Here is a 17,754-nt window from a genome sequence, read left to right on the forward strand (position 1 = left end):
CGCGTTCCGCCATGCCCCCGGCGGATCCCGCGCGCCGGCGCTTCGTCACCGGGCTCGCCGCGGCCGGCTCGCTGGCCCTGCTCGGGCCTTCGCCGGGCCATGGCCGCACGCCGCCGCGCCCCCAGGCCGAGCTGCGCGGCACCGAGTTCGATCTTTCGATCGGCGCGTCGATGGTCAACTTCACCGGCCGCGAGCGGCCGGCGATCACCGTCAACGGCACCCTGCCGGCACCGCTGCTGCGCTTCCGCGAGGGCGACACGGTCACGTTGCGGGTGAGCAACCGGCTGCGCGACTACAGTTCGATCCACTGGCACGGCATTCTGCTGCCGGCCAACATGGACGGCGTGCCGGGGCTGAGTTTCGACGGCATCGCCCCGGGCGAGACCTTCGTGTACCGCTTCCGCCTGGTGCAGTCCGGCACCTACTGGTACCACAGCCACTCCGCGTTCCAGGAGCAGGCCGGCCTCTACGGACCGATGATCGTCGACCCGGCCGGCGCCCTGCCCTACGCCTACGACCGCGAGCACGTGGTGCTGCTGTCGGACTGGACCGATCTCGAACCCGCCGCGCTGTTCCGCCGGCTCAAGCAGTTCGCCGAGTACGACAACTACTACAAGCCGACCGTCGGCGACTTCATCGCCGATGCGCGCCGCGACGGGCTGGCCGCCACCCTCGCCGACCGCGCCGCCTGGGGGCGGATGCGGATGACCCCGACCGACATCTCCGACGTCAACGCCCACACCTATACGTACCTGTGCAACGGCGTCACGCCCGACGACAACTGGACCGCCACCTTCCGCCCCGGCGAGAAGGTGCTGCTGCGCTTCATCAACGCCTCGGCGATGACCTACTTCGACGTCCGTATTCCAGGCCTGAAGATGACCGTGGTCGCCGCCGACGGCCAGCCGATCCACCCGGTCAGCGTCGACGAGTTCCGCATCGCCGTGGCCGAGACCTTCGACGTGATCGTCGAACCGCGCGGCCAGGACGCCTGGACCATCTTCGCCCAGGACATGGGCCGCACCGGCTATGCGCGCGCCACCCTGGCGGTACGCGAGGGGCTGCGGGCGCCGGTGCCGCCGGTCGACCCGCGCCCGCTGCTGACGATGGATGACATGGGACATGGAGGACACGGCGCCCACGGCGCGGATGCGCCGGAGGGTGGCTGCGGCGCGGCGATGAAGGGCATGGAGGGCGGCTGCGGCGCGGCGATGGGCCACGGCGGGCACGGGGCGCACGCCGGCGTGGCGCACGGTGGCGATCACGACGCGTCCGGTGACGGGCATGGCGGGTCCGCCGGCATGCAGGCGCATCCGCCCAGCGAGCGCGGCAACCCGCTGGTCGACATGCAGACCATGACCCCCGCGCCGAAGCTCGACGACCCCGGCATCGGCCTGCGCGGCAACGGCCGCCGGGTGCTGACCTACGGCGACATGCGCAGCCTGTTCGACGATCCCGACGGCCGCGAGCCCGGCCGCACCCTGGAACTGCATCTGACCGGGCACATGGAGAAGTTCGCCTGGTCCTTCGACGGCATGAAGTTCAACGATGCCGCACCGCTGCGGCTCAACTACGGCGAGCGCATGCGCATCACCCTGGTCAACGACACCATGATGACCCACCCCATCCACCTGCACGGAATGTGGAGCGACCTCGAGGACGAGCAGGGACGGTTCCAGGTGCGCAAGCACACCGTCGACATGCCGCCCGGCACCCGCCGCAGCTACCGCGTGCGCGCCGACGCGCTCGGGCGCTGGGCCTATCACTGCCATCTGCTCTACCACATGGAAGCCGGGATGATGCGGGAAGTGAGGGTGGAGGAATGAACGCCCTTCCCCTTCCCTTCGCCCTCGCCCTCGCTCTGGCCGCAGCGCCGGGCGCGCACGCCCAGGAGCACGCGGCGCGGCAGGCGCACGATCACGCCGCGGGCCAGCGCGACGACGACAACCAACGGCGCCCGGCCCCGGACACGGAAACGGACCCCCACGCGGGCCATGAGCGGTCCCAGCCTGACCCACATGCGGGCCATGGCCGCTCCCGGCCGGACTCGCATGCGGACCATGGCCGGCCTCAGCCTGACCCACATGCCGGTCATCGGCAGCCGCACGGTGATCCGCATGCCGGCCACGACGAGCCTCAGACGGATCCGCATGCCGGCCATGGCCAACCTCAAGCGGACCCGCACGCCGGCCATGACCAGCCCCAAGCGGACCCGCATGCTGGCCATCGCCAGCCCCGGACGGATCCGCAACCCGACGACAGTCAGCCGCGATCCGTCACCCCGGTCCCGCCGCTGACCGACGCCGACCGCGCAGCCGCGTTTCCCGAGCTGCACATGCACATGGAACACCCGGACGGTCCGTTCTCGCGGGTGTTGTTCAACCGCTTCGAGTGGCAGGACGCCGACGAGGGCAGCGCCCAGGCCTGGGAAATGTCCGCCTGGCTGGGCGGCGATCTCAACCGCGTGTGGCTGCGCAGCGAAGGCGAGCGCGAGGGCGGCAGCACCCATTCGGCCGACATCGAGCTGCTGTACGGCCGCAGCATCGGCCCGTGGTGGGACGTGGTCGCGGGCGTGCGCCAGGAGTTCCAGCCGGGGCCGGCGCGGACCTGGGCAGCGGTCGGGGTGCAGGGGCTGGCGCCGTACCGCTTCGAGGTCCAGGCCACGGCCCTGTTCGGCGCGGCCGGGCGCACCGCGGCGGCGGTGGAGGTCGAGTATGAGATGCTGCTGACCAACCGCCTGATCCTGCAGCCGCTATTGGAGATCGAGTTTCACGGGCGCGACGACCGCGCACGGGGAATCGGATCGGGATTGTCCAGCATCGAGGGCGGACTGCGGCTGCGCTACGAGATCAGCCGGCGCTTTGCGCCCTATCTCGGAGTGACCCGCGAGCGCGCCATCGGCCGCACCGCCGACCTGCGCCGCGGCGCCGGCGCGGACATCGACGAGACGCGCCTGGTCGCCGGCGTGCGTTGGTGGTTCTGACAGTCACGTCCGCCACGCGCGAAACATGTTGCGCTCAGCGCGGCGCGACACTACAATTTCGCGCTTTCCAGCTCCGTGGGGCCATAGCTCAGCTGGGAGAGCGCCTGCATGGCATGCAGGAGGTCGGCGGTTCGATCCCGCCTGGCTCCACCACGGTTTCCGTCCCAGGCCGGCCGGCAATCGCATCGCGACACTGCGTCCCCATCGTCTAGAGGCCTAGGACACCACCCTTTCACGGTGGCGACCGGGGTTCGAATCCCCGTGGGGACGCCATTTTTCTTCGAGACGCGCGTCGATGCCCCGCACCGGGCGTCGCCCGGCGCAGTGCACCCCGTTCACGGAACGCGAATCTTCCGCCTGCTTCAATCGTCGCCTTCCCGAGGCGGCGCCGCCCGCGGCACCGCGCATCGCCGGAGCCCCATGGATTCAAGCGAACCGCGGCCGGCCGCCGCCCTGCCCCGCCCGACCCTGCGCGCGCGCGAGGCGTTCGCCATCACCATCGGTATCGTCGTGGGCGCGGGGATCTTCCGCACGCCTTCCCTGGTCGCCGGCGCTTCCGCCAGCGAGGCGGCGATGCTGGCCGCGTGGGCCTTCGGCGGCGTGCTGTCGATCGTCGGCGCGCTCTGCTACGCCGAACTCGCCACCACCTATCCCCAGGCCGGCGGCGACTACAGCTACCTGCGTCGCGCCTATGGCGCACGGCCGGCGTTCCTCTATGCCTGGGCGCGGCTGGCGGTGATCCAGACCGGTTCGGTGGCGGTGCTGACCTACGTGATCGGCGACTACCTGGCGCAGCTGACCGGCCTCGGGGGCTGGTCGTCGCCGGCGTTCGCCGCGGCGGCGGTGCTGTTGCTCACCTGGCTGAACTGGTTGGGGGTCCGCCAGGGCACCCGCACCCAGAACTGGCTCACCGTGATCGAGATCGCCGGCATCTGCGCGATCGTCGCGGCGGCGCTGCTGATGACCCCCGCGGGCGCCCGCCCGCCGGCCCCGCCCGGCGGCGACAGCCAGTTCGGCCTGATCCTGGTGTTCGTGCTGCTCACCTACGGGGGCTGGAACGAAGCGGTCTACGTCACCGCCGAAGTCAGGGATGCACGGCGCTGGATGCCGCGCATCCTGTGCCTGAGCCTGATCGCGATCGCCGCCCTGTACCTGCTGGTCAACCTGGCGTACCTGCGGGTGCTGGGGCTGCAGGGAATGGCGGACTCGGAGGCGGTGGCCGCCGACGCCATGCGCGTACTGTTCGGCGGCAGCGGCGCGGTGTTCATGAGCGCCCTGGTGGTGGCCGCGGCGCTGACCTCGGCCAACGCCACGATGATCACCGGCGCGCGCAGCGTCTATGCCGTGGGCCGCGACTTTCCCGCCCTGGCCTTCGCCGGGCGCTGGGACGAGCGCAGCGGCTCGCCACGCACCGCGATGCTGGTGCAGGGCGGGCTGGCGCTGCTGCTGGTCGGCCTGGGCGCGGTGGCGCGCGACGGGTTCCGCACCGCGGTCGAGTACACGGCGCCGGTCTTCTGGCTGTTCTTCCTGCTGGTGGGCGTGTCGCTGTTCGTGCTGCGCAGGCGCGACCCCGGCCTGCCGCGGCCGTTCCGCGTGCCGCTGTATCCGCTGCTGCCGCTGGTGTTCTGCGCCACCAGCGCGTACCTGCTCTACTCGAGCCTGGCCTACACCGGCATCGGCGCCCTGGTCGGCGTCGGCGTGCTGGCCGCGGGCGGGATCGTGCTGCTGTACATTCGTCCACTCAGCCAACCACGGGAGTCGTCCCCATGAGCATCCCCAAGCCGCTCGCCTTCCTGCTGCTGTGCCTGCCGATGGCCGCCTGCGGAGAGAGCGCCGTCAACGCCTACCAGCCGGCGACGGCGCAGTCCGCTCCGGCCCAGGAGGAGACGGCGGCCGAGGTCCAGGCCGAACCGGCCGAGAGCGGCCCCGGCGCGCCCTACGGCGAGGACGACTCCCGCCCGCGCCGCGAACCCGACGTCATCTACGTCCCCACCCCGCAGCCGGTGGTGGACCGGATGCTGGAGCTGGCCGGCGTCGAGGAGGGCGACGTGCTCTACGACCTCGGCTCCGGCGATGGCCGCATTCCCGTCACCGCGGCGAAGAAGTACGGCATCCGCGCGATCGGCATCGACATCAATCCGGTGCGCATTCGCGAAGCCAACGAGAACGCCGAGCAGGCCGGGGTGACCGACCTGGTGACCTTCCGCGAGGAGGACCTGTTCGAGGCCGACATCAGCGAGGCCAGCGTGGTCACCCTGTATCTGCTGCAGAGCCTCAACGTGAAGCTGCGCCCCAAGCTGCTGAGCGAGCTGAAGCCGGGCACCCGCATCGTCAGCCACGCCTTCGACATGGCCGGCGAGTGGGAGCCGGAGCATACCGAGCAGGTCGAGCACAACACGATCTACATGTGGACGGTGCCCGAACGCTGAGCCAGCGGCGCGATCGGCCGCTCAGTCCTGAGCCAGCGCCCGCACGGCCGGCACGTCGGTGCCGGCATCCCGCGACAGCGTCGCTACGCCGTGGCCGCGCTCGGCCAGGTACTGCAGCCACTTGCCCAGGAAGGTGTTCATCCGCATCCGGTGCCCCACCACCTCGGCCGGCGGCGGGAACATGCCGATGACGTCCTGCCAGCGGCGCCCGACGTAGCAATGGGTGGCCTCGACCTGGCGGGCGTCCCGGTACAGGCGCAGCCAGGCCGACGGGTCGGGCTCGCCGGTCAGCGGATCCTGCATGGCGTAGGTCAGGCGCAACTCGGTGGTGTAGCGGTGCTGGGCGATCACGTCCAGGCGCACGTCGAGGCCGTCGCCGCAGCGGGACACGTAGCAGCCCGGCGCCAGGTCGGCCGGACCGAACAACCGGGTCAGGCGCTCGTGGTTCTCGGCATACAGGGCCATCAGCCAGCCGAAACGGCTGAGCCTGGGGATGCGTGCGGAACGGGTAGCGACCTGCTGCGTCATGACCCGATGCTACACGCTCGATCGCGCGTTCGGCAGGATTGACGCCCGCGCCGGCGCGGCATAACGTTCAGATTCCTGGCCGCCGTTCCGGCTTCCGCGGCGGTTCAGAACATCCCGCGGTTGATGCCCAGCTCCTCGAGGATGCGGCTGGCGATTTCCTCGATCGAGGCGTGCGTGGTGCTGAGCATCGGGACACGCTCCATTCGCAGCAGGGTCTCGGCCGCGCTCACTTCGCGCCGGCAGGTTTCCAGCTCGGCGTAGCGCGAGTTCGGGCGTCGCTCCTGGCGGATCTGGTGCAGGCGCGGCGCGTCGATGGTGAGGCCATACAGCTTGCGTCGGTGCGCACGCAGCCGCGGCGGCAGCCGGTCCGACTCCAGGTCCTCCTCGGTCAGCGGGTAGTTGGCCGCACGGATGCCGTAGTGCAACGCCAGATACACGCAGGTCGGCGTCTTGCCGGCGCGCGAGACCGCGACCAGGATCACGTCGGCCTCGTCGTAGTTGATCGCCATCCCGTCGTCGTGGGTCAGCGCGAAGTTCATCGCATTGATACGGCGGTGATAGACCTCGAAATCGACCATTCCGTGGGCCTGTCCCACCCGCGACTGCCGGGGCGCGCCGAGCTCCTCCTCGAGCGGCGCGATGAACGGCGCGAACACGTCCAGCATGAGCGCGCCGCTCTCGGCGAGAATGCGATTGAGCTCGGGATCGACGCAGGAATTGACCACCACCGGGCGCACCCCATGGCTGGCCCCCGCGCGGACGATCTCCTCCACTGCCTGCCGTGCCTTGTCCGGCGTGTCCACGAACGGGATGCGGTCGGTGACGAAGCGGAAGCCGGAGAACTGGGTCAGCAGGCTGTGACCGATGGTCTCGGCGGTGATGCCGGTGCCGTCGGAGACGTAGAACACCGGGCGGGCGGCGGGCGGCTGGGGCTCGTCGGACATGCGTTGGGGCGTTCGTGACGGGAGGGTTGCTAAAATAGCGGTTTCCGCCGGGCCCCGCCCGGCGTCCGCCTATCGCCATCCTCCGGAGCCTCCCCCTTGAGCGCCAACATCCTCTGGCTGCACGACCTGCGACTGAACGACCTGGCCCAGGTCGGCGGCAAGAACTCCTCGCTCGGCGAGATGATCGGCAACCTGTCGCAGCTCGGCGTCTCGGTGCCCGGCGGCTTCGCCACCACCGCCGACGCCTTCCGCGCGTTCATCGCCCACAACGATCTCGAAAAACGCATCTTCGACCGCCTGGCCACGCTCGACGTCGAGGACGTGCGGGCGCTGACCGCCGCGGGCAAGGAGATCCGCGGCTGGGTGATCGAGGCACCGTTGCAGCCGGATCTCGACGCCGGCATCCGCGAGGCCTACGCCGAACTGTGCGCCGAGAACGGCGGCGGCGAGGTGGCGGTGGCGGTGCGCTCCTCGGCCACCGCCGAGGACCTGCCCGACGCCAGCTTCGCCGGGCAGCAGGAGACCTTCCTCAACGTGGCCGGCGCCGACGAGGTGCTGCTGCGGGTCAAGGAGGTGTTCGCCTCGCTGTACAACGATCGCGCCATCGCCTATCGCGTGCACCATGGGTTCAAGCACGAGGACGTGTTCCTCTCGGCGGGCGTGCAGCTGATGGTGCGCTCGGACGTCGGCGCCTCCGGGGTGCTGTTCACGCTCGACACCGAATCCGGCTTCCGCGACGTGGTGTTCATCACCGCCAGCTACGGCCTCGGCGAGAACGTGGTCCAGGGTGCGGTGAATCCCGACGAGTTCTACGTCTACAAGCCGACCCTGCGCCAGGGCCGGCCGGCGATCCTGCGGCGCGGGATGGGCAGCAAGCAGATCCGCATGGTGTATTCGGACGCGCCGGGCGAGCGGGTGCGCAACGAGGACACGCCTGCGGAACTGTGCCGCCGCTTCTCGATCTCCGACGAGGACGTGCACGAACTCGCCAGGCAGGCGCTGACCATCGAGGAGCACTACCAGCGCCCGATGGACATCGAATGGGCCAAGGACGGCGTCAGCGGCAAGCTGTACATCGTCCAGGCGCGGCCGGAAACGGTGAAGTCGCGCGGCAAGGCCACCCAGATCGAGCGCTACGCGCTGGAGGCGCGCGGCGAGGTCATCGCCGAGGGGCGCGCCATCGGCCACAAGATCGGCAGCGGCGTGGCGCGCGTGGTGCGCACGCTGGAAGACATGAACAAGGTGCAGGCGGGCGACGTGCTGATCGCCGACATGACCGATCCCGACTGGGAACCGGTGATGAAGCGCTCCGCGGCCATCGTCACCAACCGCGGCGGCCGCACCTGCCACGCCGCCATCATCGCCCGCGAGCTCGGCGTGCCCGCAGTGGTCGGTACCGGCAACGCGCTCGAGGCGATCGCCGACGGCCGCGAGGTCACGGTGAGCTGCGCCGAGGGCGACACCGGCTTCATCTATTCCGGCGCCCTGCCCTTCGAGCGCACCACCACCGACCTGACCTCGATGCCCGAGGCGCCGCTGAAGATCATGATGAACGTCGCCAACCCCGAGCGCGCGTTCGACTTCGGCCAGCTGCCCAACGCCGGCATCGGCCTGGCGCGGCTGGAGATGATCATCGCCTCGCACATCGGCGTGCACCCCAAGGCGCTGCTGGAGTACGACCGCCAGGACGACGAGGTGAAGCGCCAGATCGACGAGCGCAGCGCAGGATACGCCAGCCCGGTACGTTTCTACGTCGACCGCCTGGCGGAGGGCATCGCCACCCTGACCGCCTCGGTGGCGCCGAACCCGGTGATCGTGCGCCTGTCGGACTTCAAGTCCAACGAGTACGCCAACCTGATCGGCGGCCGCCGCTACGAGCCGGAGGAAGAGAACCCGATGATCGGCTTCCGCGGCGCCAGCCGCTACGTCGATCCGTCGTTCGCCGACGCCTTCGCCCTGGAGTGCGAGGCGGTGCGCAAGGTGCGCGACATCATGGGGCTGGACAACCTGTGGGTGATGATCCCGTTCGTGCGCACCCTCGACGAGGGCCGGCGCGTGGTCGAGGCGCTGGAGAAGAACGGCCTGCGCCAGGGCCAGCACGCCGAGGGCCAGCAGCCGTTGAAGATCATCATGATGTGCGAGCTGCCGTCCAACGCGCTGCTGGCGGACGAGTTCCTGGAGATCTTCGACGGCTTCTCGATCGGCTCCAACGACCTGACCCAGCTCACCCTGGGCCTCGACCGCGATTCCAGCGTGGTCGCGCACCTGTTCGACGAGCGCGACCCGGCGGTCAAGAAGCTGCTGTCGATGGCGATCAAGAGCGCCCGCGCCAAGGGCAAGTACGTCGGCATCTGCGGCCAGGGGCCCAGCGACCATCCCGACCTGGCGGAATGGCTGATGCAGGAGGGCATCGAATCGGTGTCGCTCAATCCCGATACCGTGGTCGACACCTGGCTGCGGCTGGCGAAGAGCAAGGCGGCAGGATGATCCGCGCCACGCCCCGCTAACGCGCGCGCCGCTAGATTTTCCCACGATCGAGCGGCCCCCCGGGCGCCGCGAATACGGAGGAACGGATGGAGAACGGGTTGGTGGCCGCGGTGCGGGAAGGCGCGTGGATGGACCTGGTGACCTATTGGGGCCTGCGGATGCTGGCGGCCCTGGTGGTGTTCTACATCGGCGTGCACCTGGCGCGCTGGCTGTCGGCGGCGCTCGAACGCGGCATGACCCGCAGCCGCATCGAGTCGACCGCGGCGATGTTCCTGCGCAGGGTCGTCTACGTCACTCTGCTGGTGGTGCTGGCGCTGGCGGTGCTGCAGGCGGTCTTCGGAATCGCCATGACCTCGATGGTCGCGGTGCTCGGTGCCGCCGGCCTGGCCGTCGGCCTGGCGCTGAAGGACTCGCTGGCCAACGTCGCCTCCGGGGTGATGCTGGTCTCGCTGCGGCCGTTCCGGGTCGGCGACATCGTCACCATCAACGGCGTCACCGGTGCGGTCGAGTCGGTCAGCATCTTCCAGACCCGCCTGCGCGGGGCGGACAACCAGACCATCACCCTGCCCAACGCCCTGATCACCGGGGACTCGATCATCAACCTCACGCCGGACGTGCGGCGCCGGATCGAGCTGGTGATCGGCATCGCCTACGACGCGGACATCGACCTGGCGCGCGGCATCGCCATGGAGATCATGCAGTCGGACGAGCGCGTCCTGGCCGAGCCGCCGCCCGACGTGCTGCTCTACGCGCTGGCCGACAGCTCGGTGAACCTCGGCATCCGCTGCCACGTCGCCAACCCGGACTGGTTCGTCACCAAGTGCGAGCTGACCGAGCGGATCAAGAAGGCTTTCGACCGGCATGGCATCGCGATCCCGTTCCCGCAGCGCGACGTGCACATGTACCACCATGGCGGCGCGGCCGCGCCGCCGGCGCTCCCCTCCCCCGGGAACGCAGGCGATGGCGATGCGGCGGTCGGACTGGACGATCCGGAGCACCAGCCGCTGGCCGACCCGAAATAGCGCGCAAGCGCCCGCAGCACGGACATGCCGCGTGCGCATGCCGATGCCGGGCATCGGCGGCAATGTCGCGGGTGACGGCGCCGCTACAGCGGCGCGAACGCGCCCATGCCGTCGCGGTAGTGGCGCAGTTCCGCGATGGAGTCGCGCACGTCGCTCAGCGCGGTATGCGCGGCCTGCTTGTGCACGCCTGCGAGCAGCGACGGCGCCCAGCGCCGCGCCAGTTCCTTGAGCGTGCTGACATCGAGGTTGCGGTAGTGGAAGTAGCGTTCCAGCTCCGGCATCTGCCGATGCAGAAAACGTCGATCCTGGCAGATCGAGTTGCCGCACATCGGCGAAGCCTTCTCGGGCACCCACTGACGCAGGAACACGAGGGTGCGGCGCTCGGCCTCGGCCATCGCCACCCCCTCCTCGAGCACGCGCCGCCACAGGCCCGACTTGCCGTGCTGGTTGCGGTTCCAGTCGTCCATCGCCTCCAGCACCGACAGCGGATGCGCGATGGCGAGTTCCGGCCCCTCGGCAAGGATGCGCAGTTGCGAATCCGTCACCACGGTGGCGATCTCGAGGATCGAATCGCGGTCGGTGTCCAGGCCGGTCATTTCCAGGTCGATCCAGACCAGCCTGCCGTCGTCGGCGTCGGGTTGATGCAGGTACATGCTCGCGATCGTTTCCGGGAGCGCGCATCATAGCGCAGCCTCCTCTCGCCGCCGCCGCCATGCTCACCAGCTCAGCCCTTCCCCACCACGCCATCCTGACCGCGATGCTGGCACCGGCGTTCTTCCTGACCGCCACCGCGGCCCTGCTCACCTCGGCCAACAGCCGCCTGGCGCGCGTGATCGATCGCGCGCGGTCGCTGCTGGGCGAACTGGCCGAGGCCGGCGACCCCGCCGAGCGCGCCGTTCTGGAGCAGCGCATCGCCCTGCAGCGGCGGCGCAGCGGCATCATCCTGCGCGGCAGCCAGCTGTTGTACGTGGCGATCAGCTGCTTCGTCGGCACCAGTCTCTCGCTGGCCGGCGACTCCCTGGTCGGCCACCGCCTGGTTCACATGCCGACGCTGCTGGCGGCGCTCGGCGTGCTGGCGCTGTTCGCCGCCAGCCTGCTGCTGGCGCGCGAGTCGGCGCTGGCGGTGCACGCGATCAACGTGGAGATGGACGACGGCCACCGCCGCGCCAGCAGGCCGCGCGCCGCGTCCTGAGCGCGGCGCCGCCCGGGGTCAGGGCCCCGGCTTGCCGCGCTTGCGCCGGAAGTAGCCGGTCAGCATCGCCCCGGCCTCTTCCGCCAGCACGCCGCCGACCACCCCGACCCGGTGGTTGTGGCGCGGATCGGCGAGCAGGTCGAACACGCTGCCGGCGGCCCCGGTCTTGGGGTCGCTGGCGGCATGCACCAGGCGGGCGATGCGCGCGTGCACCATCGCCATGGCGCACATCGCGCACGGCTCGAGAGTGACGTACAGGGTGCAGCCGACCAGGCGGTGGTTGCCGAGCGCGCGGCCGGCCGCGCGCATCGCCACAATCTCCGCGTGGGCACTGGGATCGCGCTCGCCGATGTTCCGGTTCCACCCCTCCCCCACCGGCTGGCCGGCCGCATCCACCACCACCGCGCCGACCGGGATCTCGTCCTCCTCGCGTTCGGCACGCGCGGCCAGCGCGAGCGCATGGCGCATCCAGCGCACGTCGACGGGCTCGGACATCGATTCGGGGGCTCCGCTGAAGGTTCCCGAATTCTAGCCTGCTGCGTCGCGCGCGCCCCGGCCGCGCCACATCCGCGGCAGCGCGCCGCCGCGCCCCGATGCCGGATCGCTGGTCGGCACCGGGACCGCGGCGATCCGCTCGAGCATCGCCGGCGTGGCGGCGCTGGTGCACAGGTCCCAGCGCTGCCCCGCCGGATACGCGCCGACCACGAGAAAGTCGTCGCTGGCCGCCTCCCGGCAGTGGCCGGTCCCCGCCGGCAGCACCAGCGCGTCTCCGGCTTCGATCTCCACGACTTCTCCACCGGGTCCTCCCAGCATCACGCGCGCCGACCCCGCCGCGACGCCGAGGACCTCGTGCGCGGTGGAGTGATAGTGGTGATAGGCGAAGATGCCGTCGCGCCACCCCGCCGGCCAGCGATGGCGGCCGAACCTGCGCTCGAAGGCGATCGCCGTGGCGTCCGTGCCGCGCGACGGCTCGACCTGCCGGTACAGCAGCGCCGGCAGGCGGGGGTTGTTGGGCACCCAGCCATTCGGCGCGAGGTGCAGGGCTCGGGGATCGGGCATGGCGGTCTCCGGTTTGACTCCCGAAGCATGCGCCCGGGCGCGTGCACTGCCCGTCCATGCGGAAGCCGCCCTGCGCGCGGTCCGCATCGCCCGACCGATGCCGCACCGGCGATCTAGTTTCGAATGCCTGGCACCCATTCCTCCGAAGCCGACCAACGTCAAAGCGGGAGCCGTGCTGGGGGGGGTTGCGGAGAGCTGCACATGGATGTGCAGCGGCCCTGAGTCCGGCCATGGATGGCCGGACCGAAGGGCGGAGCAACACCCCCGGCACGGCTCACGCCCCGCACAGCCAACCGAAGGCGCTATCCCATCCTCCAAGCGCGCAGCCCGCTCGCTTACTCCCACTCGATGGTGGCCGGGGGCTTGCCACTGATGTCATAAACTACACGAGAAATTCCGCGCAATTCATTGATTATTCTATTAGAAACCTTGCCGAGGAACTCGTACGGCAGGTGCGCCCAGTGCGCCGTCATGAAATCCACGGTCTCCACAGCCCGCAGCGCGATCACCCACTCGTAGGCGCGCGCATCGCCCACCACGCCCACGGACTTGACCGGCAGGAACACCGCGAACGCCTGGCTGGTCTTCGCGTACAGCCCGCTGCGCATCAGCTCCTCGATGAAGATCGCATCCGCGCGCGCCAGCAGTTCCGCATACTCCCGCCGCACCTCGCCGAGGATCCGCACCCCCAGCCCCGGACCGGGGAACGGGTGCCGATAGACCATCTTCTCGGGCAGCCCCAGCTCCACGCCGAGCCGCCGCACCTCGTCCTTGAACAGCTCGCGCAGCGGCTCCACCAGCCCCAGCTTCATGTGCTCGGGCAGGCCGCCGACGTTGTGGTGGCTCTTGATCACGTGCGCCTTGCCGGTCCTGCTGCCGGCCGACTCGATCACGTCCGGATAGATCGTGCCCTGCGCCAGCCACTTCGCGTTCGCCAGTCGGCCCGCCTCCTCGTCGAAGATCTCCACGAACAGGTTGCCGATGATCTTGCGCTTGGCCTCCGGGTCGGAAACCCCGGCCAGCGCCTGGAAATAGCGATCGGCGGCATCCACGCGGACCACCTTCACGCCGAGATGCTCGGCGAAGGTCGACATCACCTGGTCGCCCTCCTGCCAGCGCAGCAGGCCGGTGTCGACGAACACGCAGGTCAGCTGCTCGCCGATGGCCTTGTGCAGCAGCGCCGCGACCACCGACGAATCGACCCCGCCGGACAGCCCCAGGATCACCTCGTCGCTGCCGACCTGTTCGCGCACCCGCGCGATCTGGTCGTCGATGATGTTGGCCGGCGTCCACAGCGTGCGGCAGCCGCAGATGTCGGTGACGAAGCGCGTCAGCAGGGTCAGCCCCTGCTTGGTGTGGGTGACCTCGGGATGGAACTGCACCCCGTACCAGCGCCGCTCGTCGTTGGCGAACGCGGCCACCGGCACGCGGTCGGTGCTGGCGGTGACGGTGAAGTCGGGAGGCGCCACGGAGACGTGGTCGCCGTGGCTCATCCATACGTCCAGGCGCGGCGGCGAGCCCGGGTGGTCGGCCAGTCCTGCCAGCAGGCGGTCCTGGGCGACACGCGCCACCTCGGCGTGGCCGTACTCGCGCTGGTCGGCGGCTTCGGTCTCGCCGCCGAGCTGCTTGGCCATCGTCTGCATGCCGTAGCAGATGCCGAGCAGTGGCAGACCGCAGTCGAACACCTCCTGCGGCGCCCGCGGGGAACCTTCGACGGTGGTCGACTCGGGTCCGCCGGAGAGGATGATGCCTTTGGCGCCGAAGCCGGCGATCTCGGCCGGATCGTGGTCCCAGGCCCAGACCTCGCAGTACACCCCGATCTCGCGGATGCGCCGGGCGATCAGCTGGGTGTACTGCGCGCCGAAATCGAGGATGAGGATCTTGTCGCTGTGCAGGTCCATAGGGCCGGGAATCGGGAATGGGGAGTCGGGAGTCGGGAACGGGGAGTCGGGAACGAGGAGTCGGGAACGGGAAGAATCTGGCCGACGATCGGGAAGAGGCGGTACGCACGGGCCAGTCGGGCGTGGGATCGCGCCTTGCGGCTATTCCCGATTCCCCATTCCCGATTCCCGCCTGTCAGCCCATCCGGTAGTTCGGCGGCTCCTTGGTGATCTGCACGTCGTGGACGTGGCTCTCGCGCTGCCCGGCGCCGGTGATCTTGACGAACTGCGGCTTGGTGCGCATGTCCTCGATGGTCGCGCAACCAAGGTAGCCCATGGTCGCACGCAGGCCACCGGCCAGCTGGTGGACCACGCCGCTGAGCGGGCCGCGGTAGGGCACCCGGCCCTCGATGCCCTCGGGCACGAGCTTGTCGGCATCGCTCGAATCCTGGAAGTAGCGATCCTTGGAGCCCTGTTCCATCGCGCCCAGGCTGCCCATGCCGCGGTAGCTCTTGTAGCTGCGGCCCTGGAACAGCTCGGTCTGGCCGGGCGACTCCTCGGTGCCGGCGAACAGGCCGCCGATCATCACCGTCGACGCGCCGGCCGCCAGCGCCTTGCCGATGTCGCCCGAGTAGCGGATGCCCCCGTCGGCGATCAGCGGGATGCGGTCCTGCAGGGCCTCGGCCACCAGGTCGATGGCGGTGACCTGCGGCACGCCGACGCCAGCGACCACGCGGGTAGTGCAGATCGAACCCGGCCCGATCCCGACCTTGACCGCGTCGGCACCGGCGTCCATCAGCGCCAGCGCGGCGTCGCCGCTGACGATGTTGCCGCCGACCACCTGCACCTGCGGGAACGTCTTCTTGGTCCAGGCGACGCGGTCGATGACGCCCTGGGCGTGGCCGTGGGCGGTGTCGACGATGAGCACGTCCACGCCGGCGGCCACCAGCGCTTCGATGCGCCGCTCGGTGTCGCCGCCGGCGCCGACCGCGGCGCCGACCAGCAGCTGCTCGTCGGCGTCCTTGGCGGCGTTGGGGTTGTCGCGGGCCTTCTGGATGTCCTTGACGGTGATCAGCCCGCGCAGCTCGAAGCCGTCGTTGACCACCAGCACCTTTTCGATGCGGTGCTTGTGCAGCAGTCCGAGGACTTCGTCGTCGCTGGCGCCTTCGCCCACGGTGACCAGCTTGTCCTTGCGGGTCATGATGTTGCGCACCGGGTCCTCGAGGCGGGTCTCGAAGCGCATGTCGCGGCCTGTGACGATTCCGACCAGGTGCCCACCATCGACCACGGGAACGCCGGAGATGTTGCGGGCACGGGTGAGCTTGAGGACTTCGCCGATGGTGGTGTCGGGGCCGACGGTGACCGGTTCGCGGATCACCCCGGCCTCGAAGTTCTTGACCCGGGCGACCTCGGCAGCCTGGCGTTCGACCGACATGTTCTTGTGGAGGATGCCGATGCCGCCGAGCTGGGCCATGGCGATGGCCAGGCGGGCCTCGGTGACGGTGTCCATGGCGGCCGAGACGATCGGCAGGTTGAGCCGCAGGTCGCGGGTCAGGCGGCAGGCCAGGGAGACGTCCTTGGGCAGGACCGTGGAATGGGCGGGGACGAGGGAAACGTCGTCGTAGGTGAGCGCTTCGGCCAGGATGCGCAGCATGGGCGGTCCGGTGAGGGGAAGCACGTCATTGTACCGCGATTGCGGGCGCGCACGCGGCCTTGGGGGCGCTGCGGCGCTGGAAACATGGGGCGGCTGGCTCCTCGGGGTTGGCGCTCAACTGCTTCTCCGCGCCTGCGTAAAACACGAAAAGCTACCGGGAAGGTGTCCGGGGGGCGGCCTGCAGAATTCGCGGGCCGGTGCACAAGGGGTTTCTGGGTCCGTCCGGTGCGCGTAGGCGCTCCCTACCCTTGCAGGCCGTCCGCGGCCTCCGCGGCCTCGAAGGTGTTCTGCATCAGGGTGGCCACCGTCATCGGGCCGACGCCGCCGGGGACCGGGGTGATCCAGCTGGCGCGCTGCGCGGCCTCGACGAAGCCGACGTCTCCGACCAGGCGGCCGTCGTCGAGGCGGTTGATGCCGACGTCGATCACCACCGCGCCGGGCTTGACCCACTCGCCCGGGATCAGCGCCGGCCGGCCGGCCGCCACCACCAGGATGTCGGCCTCGCCGACGTGCCGCCGCAGCACCTCGGCGGGAGTGAACTTGTGGCAGCTGGTCACGGTGCAGCCGGCGATCAGCAGTTCGAGCGCCATCGGCCGGCCGACGTGGTTGCTGACGCCGACGATGGTCGCGCTCTGGCCGCGCACCGGGCGGTCGGTCCAGGCCAGCAGCGTGGTGATCCCGCGCGGGGTGCAGGGGCGCAGGCCGAACTGGCGCAGCGCCAGGTGGCCGACGTTCTCGGGATGGAAGCCGTCGACGTCCTTGCGCGGATCGATGCGGTGGATCAGGCGGGTGGCGTCGGCGATGCCCGGCAGCGGCAGCTGGACCAGGATCCCGTGCACGGCGGGGTCGGCGTTGAGGCGGTCGATCAGCGCCAGCAGCGCGTCCTCGCCGGTGCCGGCGGGCAGGTCGACGTCCAGGGCGCGGATGCCCACCTTCTCCGCCGCGCGGCGCTTGTTGCGCACGTAGGACTGCGAGGCGGGGTCCTCCCCGACCAGCACCACGGCAAGGCCCGGGCGCGAGCGGCCGGCGGCCACGCGCGCGTCCACGCGTACCCGCAATTCGGCGAGCAGCGCATCGGCGATGCGCCTGCCATCGAGGATGCGGGCCGGATTCGGAGCGGGATCGGTCATGGCGCGACGGAGGAATCGGGAAGCGCATTGTCCCCGATTCGGCCACGCCCTTGCAGCCGCGATCCCCGCGCGCGATCCTCGCGGCTCGTTTCAAGGGAGAAACGGGGCCGATGGCAGCCCCGGCGCGCCGATGACCCAGACCACGGACACCACAGAAATCGAAGCCGCGGCGTTCCGCCGCCTGCTCGCGCACCTGATGCAGGAGCGTCCCGACGTACAGAACATCGACCTGATGATCCTGGCCGGGTTCTGCCGCAACTGCCTGGCCGACTGGTACCGCGACGCTGCCGCCGGGCTGGGGGTGGAGATGAGCCGCGATCAGGCCCGGGCGGCGGTCTACGGCAAGCCCTTTGCGGAGTGGAAGGCGGAGCATCAGAAGCCGGCCACGCCGGAGCAGCTGGCGGCGTTCGAGGCGGCGCGGCACGCCCATCCGCAGGACGGCTGAG

Annotated in this window: 17 protein-coding genes and 2 tRNA genes; 10 read left to right on the forward strand and 9 right to left on the reverse strand. The window is 70.3% G+C overall.

Annotated features, from left to right (window positions below):
* Window positions 1–11: 11 nt before the first annotated feature.
* Window positions 12–1,826, forward strand: coding sequence for a copper resistance system multicopper oxidase (locus H0E84_RS16500; RefSeq protein ID WP_425600499.1), 1,815 nt, complete (start codon window positions 12–14; stop codon window positions 1,824–1,826).
* On the opposite strand, the gene H0E84_RS20695 is transcribed toward H0E84_RS16500, so the two are convergent.
* Window positions 1,778–2,350, reverse strand: a complete 573-nt coding sequence (locus H0E84_RS20695; RefSeq protein WP_307774164.1) for a hypothetical protein — start codon at window positions 2,348–2,350, stop codon at window positions 1,778–1,780. The genes H0E84_RS16500 and H0E84_RS20695 overlap by 49 nt on opposite strands.
* On the opposite strand from H0E84_RS20695, the gene H0E84_RS20700 reads away from it, so the two are divergent.
* From H0E84_RS20700 to H0E84_RS16525, 5 genes are all read left to right on the forward strand, one after another.
* Window positions 2,336–2,983, forward strand: a complete 648-nt coding sequence (locus tag H0E84_RS20700) for a copper resistance protein B (protein WP_307774165.1) — start codon at window positions 2,336–2,338, stop codon at window positions 2,981–2,983. The two genes, H0E84_RS20695 and H0E84_RS20700, sit on opposite strands and share 15 nt — an antisense overlap.
* A 77-nt stretch (window positions 2,984–3,060) precedes the next feature.
* Window positions 3,061–3,136 (forward strand) — tRNA-Ala (locus H0E84_RS16510).
* Between the two features lie 44 nt (window positions 3,137–3,180).
* Window positions 3,181–3,256, forward strand: a tRNA-Glu gene (locus tag H0E84_RS16515).
* Window positions 3,257–3,403: 147 nt separating this feature from the next.
* Window positions 3,404–4,753: an APC family permease gene (locus tag H0E84_RS16520; protein WP_180679738.1), complete on the forward strand. Its 1,350-nt coding sequence runs from the start codon at window positions 3,404–3,406 to the stop codon at window positions 4,751–4,753.
* The gene (locus tag H0E84_RS16525) at window positions 4,750–5,412 is read left to right on the forward strand and encodes an SAM-dependent methyltransferase (protein ID WP_180679739.1); all 663 of its coding nucleotides are present in this window, start codon (window positions 4,750–4,752) and stop codon (window positions 5,410–5,412) included. The genes H0E84_RS16520 and H0E84_RS16525 overlap by 4 nt, the downstream gene beginning before the upstream one ends.
* A gap of 21 nt (window positions 5,413–5,433) precedes the next feature.
* On the opposite strand, the gene H0E84_RS16530 is transcribed toward H0E84_RS16525, so the two are convergent.
* Together H0E84_RS16530 and ppsR are read right to left on the reverse strand one after the other, a co-directional pair.
* Window positions 5,434–5,940 carry a DUF1249 domain-containing protein gene (locus H0E84_RS16530; protein WP_180679740.1) on the reverse strand — a complete coding sequence of 169 codons (507 nt, stop codon included), beginning with the start codon at window positions 5,938–5,940 and terminating at the stop codon, window positions 5,434–5,436.
* Window positions 5,941–6,044: 104 nt separating this feature from the next.
* Window positions 6,045–6,884, reverse strand: coding sequence for a posphoenolpyruvate synthetase regulatory kinase/phosphorylase PpsR (gene ppsR / locus H0E84_RS16535; protein ID WP_180679741.1), 840 nt, complete (start codon window positions 6,882–6,884; stop codon window positions 6,045–6,047).
* Window positions 6,885–6,980: 96 nt separating this feature from the next.
* Between ppsR and ppsA the strand changes: the two genes are divergently transcribed.
* Both ppsA and H0E84_RS16545 read left to right on the forward strand, forming a co-directional pair.
* Window positions 6,981–9,371 carry a phosphoenolpyruvate synthase gene (gene ppsA, locus H0E84_RS16540; protein WP_180679742.1) on the forward strand — a complete coding sequence of 797 codons (2,391 nt, stop codon included), beginning with the start codon at window positions 6,981–6,983 and terminating at the stop codon, window positions 9,369–9,371.
* 86 nt (window positions 9,372–9,457) lie between these two features.
* On the forward strand, window positions 9,458–10,393 hold the full coding sequence (locus H0E84_RS16545; RefSeq protein WP_180679743.1) for a mechanosensitive ion channel family protein: 936 nt from the start codon (window positions 9,458–9,460) through the stop codon (window positions 10,391–10,393).
* A gap of 83 nt (window positions 10,394–10,476) precedes the next feature.
* Here H0E84_RS16545 and orn read toward each other — a convergent pair whose 3' ends face one another.
* Entirely contained in the window at window positions 10,477–11,046 is a 570-nt protein-coding gene (gene orn / locus H0E84_RS16550) for an oligoribonuclease (RefSeq protein WP_180679744.1), read from the reverse strand.
* A 59-nt stretch (window positions 11,047–11,105) separates the two neighbouring features.
* On the opposite strand from orn, the gene H0E84_RS16555 reads away from it, so the two are divergent.
* A complete protein-coding gene (locus H0E84_RS16555) occupies window positions 11,106–11,585 on the forward strand; it encodes a DUF2721 domain-containing protein (protein WP_180679745.1) in 480 nt (159 codons plus the stop codon).
* A gap of 18 nt (window positions 11,586–11,603) precedes the next feature.
* On the opposite strand, the gene tadA is transcribed toward H0E84_RS16555, so the two are convergent.
* The 5 genes from tadA to folD all read right to left on the reverse strand — a co-directional run bounded on the left by tadA (window position 11,604) and on the right by folD (window position 17,308).
* Complete coding sequence (gene tadA / locus H0E84_RS16560; protein ID WP_180679746.1) at window positions 11,604–12,080, reverse strand: tRNA adenosine(34) deaminase TadA; 477 nt, start codon at window positions 12,078–12,080, stop codon at window positions 11,604–11,606.
* A gap of 33 nt (window positions 12,081–12,113) precedes the next feature.
* The gene (locus tag H0E84_RS16565) at window positions 12,114–12,644 is read right to left on the reverse strand and encodes a cupin domain-containing protein (RefSeq protein ID WP_219339794.1); all 531 of its coding nucleotides are present in this window, start codon (window positions 12,642–12,644) and stop codon (window positions 12,114–12,116) included.
* A 335-nt stretch (window positions 12,645–12,979) separates the two neighbouring features.
* Window positions 12,980–14,545: a glutamine-hydrolyzing GMP synthase gene (gene guaA / locus H0E84_RS16570; RefSeq protein WP_180679748.1), complete on the reverse strand. Its 1,566-nt coding sequence runs from the start codon at window positions 14,543–14,545 to the stop codon at window positions 12,980–12,982.
* A gap of 175 nt (window positions 14,546–14,720) precedes the next feature.
* The gene (gene guaB / locus H0E84_RS16575) at window positions 14,721–16,178 is read right to left on the reverse strand and encodes an IMP dehydrogenase (RefSeq protein ID WP_180679749.1); all 1,458 of its coding nucleotides are present in this window, start codon (window positions 16,176–16,178) and stop codon (window positions 14,721–14,723) included.
* A gap of 242 nt (window positions 16,179–16,420) precedes the next feature.
* Window positions 16,421–17,308: a bifunctional methylenetetrahydrofolate dehydrogenase/methenyltetrahydrofolate cyclohydrolase FolD gene (gene folD / locus H0E84_RS16580; protein ID WP_180679750.1), complete on the reverse strand. Its 888-nt coding sequence runs from the start codon at window positions 17,306–17,308 to the stop codon at window positions 16,421–16,423.
* Window positions 17,309–17,438: 130 nt separating this feature from the next.
* Here folD and H0E84_RS16585 point away from each other — a divergent pair, with 130 nt between their 5' ends.
* Complete coding sequence (locus H0E84_RS16585; RefSeq protein WP_180679751.1) at window positions 17,439–17,753, forward strand: DUF1244 domain-containing protein; 315 nt, start codon at window positions 17,439–17,441, stop codon at window positions 17,751–17,753.
* Window position 17,754: the final 1 nt, after the last annotated feature.

Origin of the sequence: Luteimonas salinisoli, assembly GCF_013425525.1 — a bacterium.
GTDB lineage: Bacteria > Pseudomonadota > Gammaproteobacteria > Xanthomonadales > Xanthomonadaceae > Luteimonas > Luteimonas salinisoli.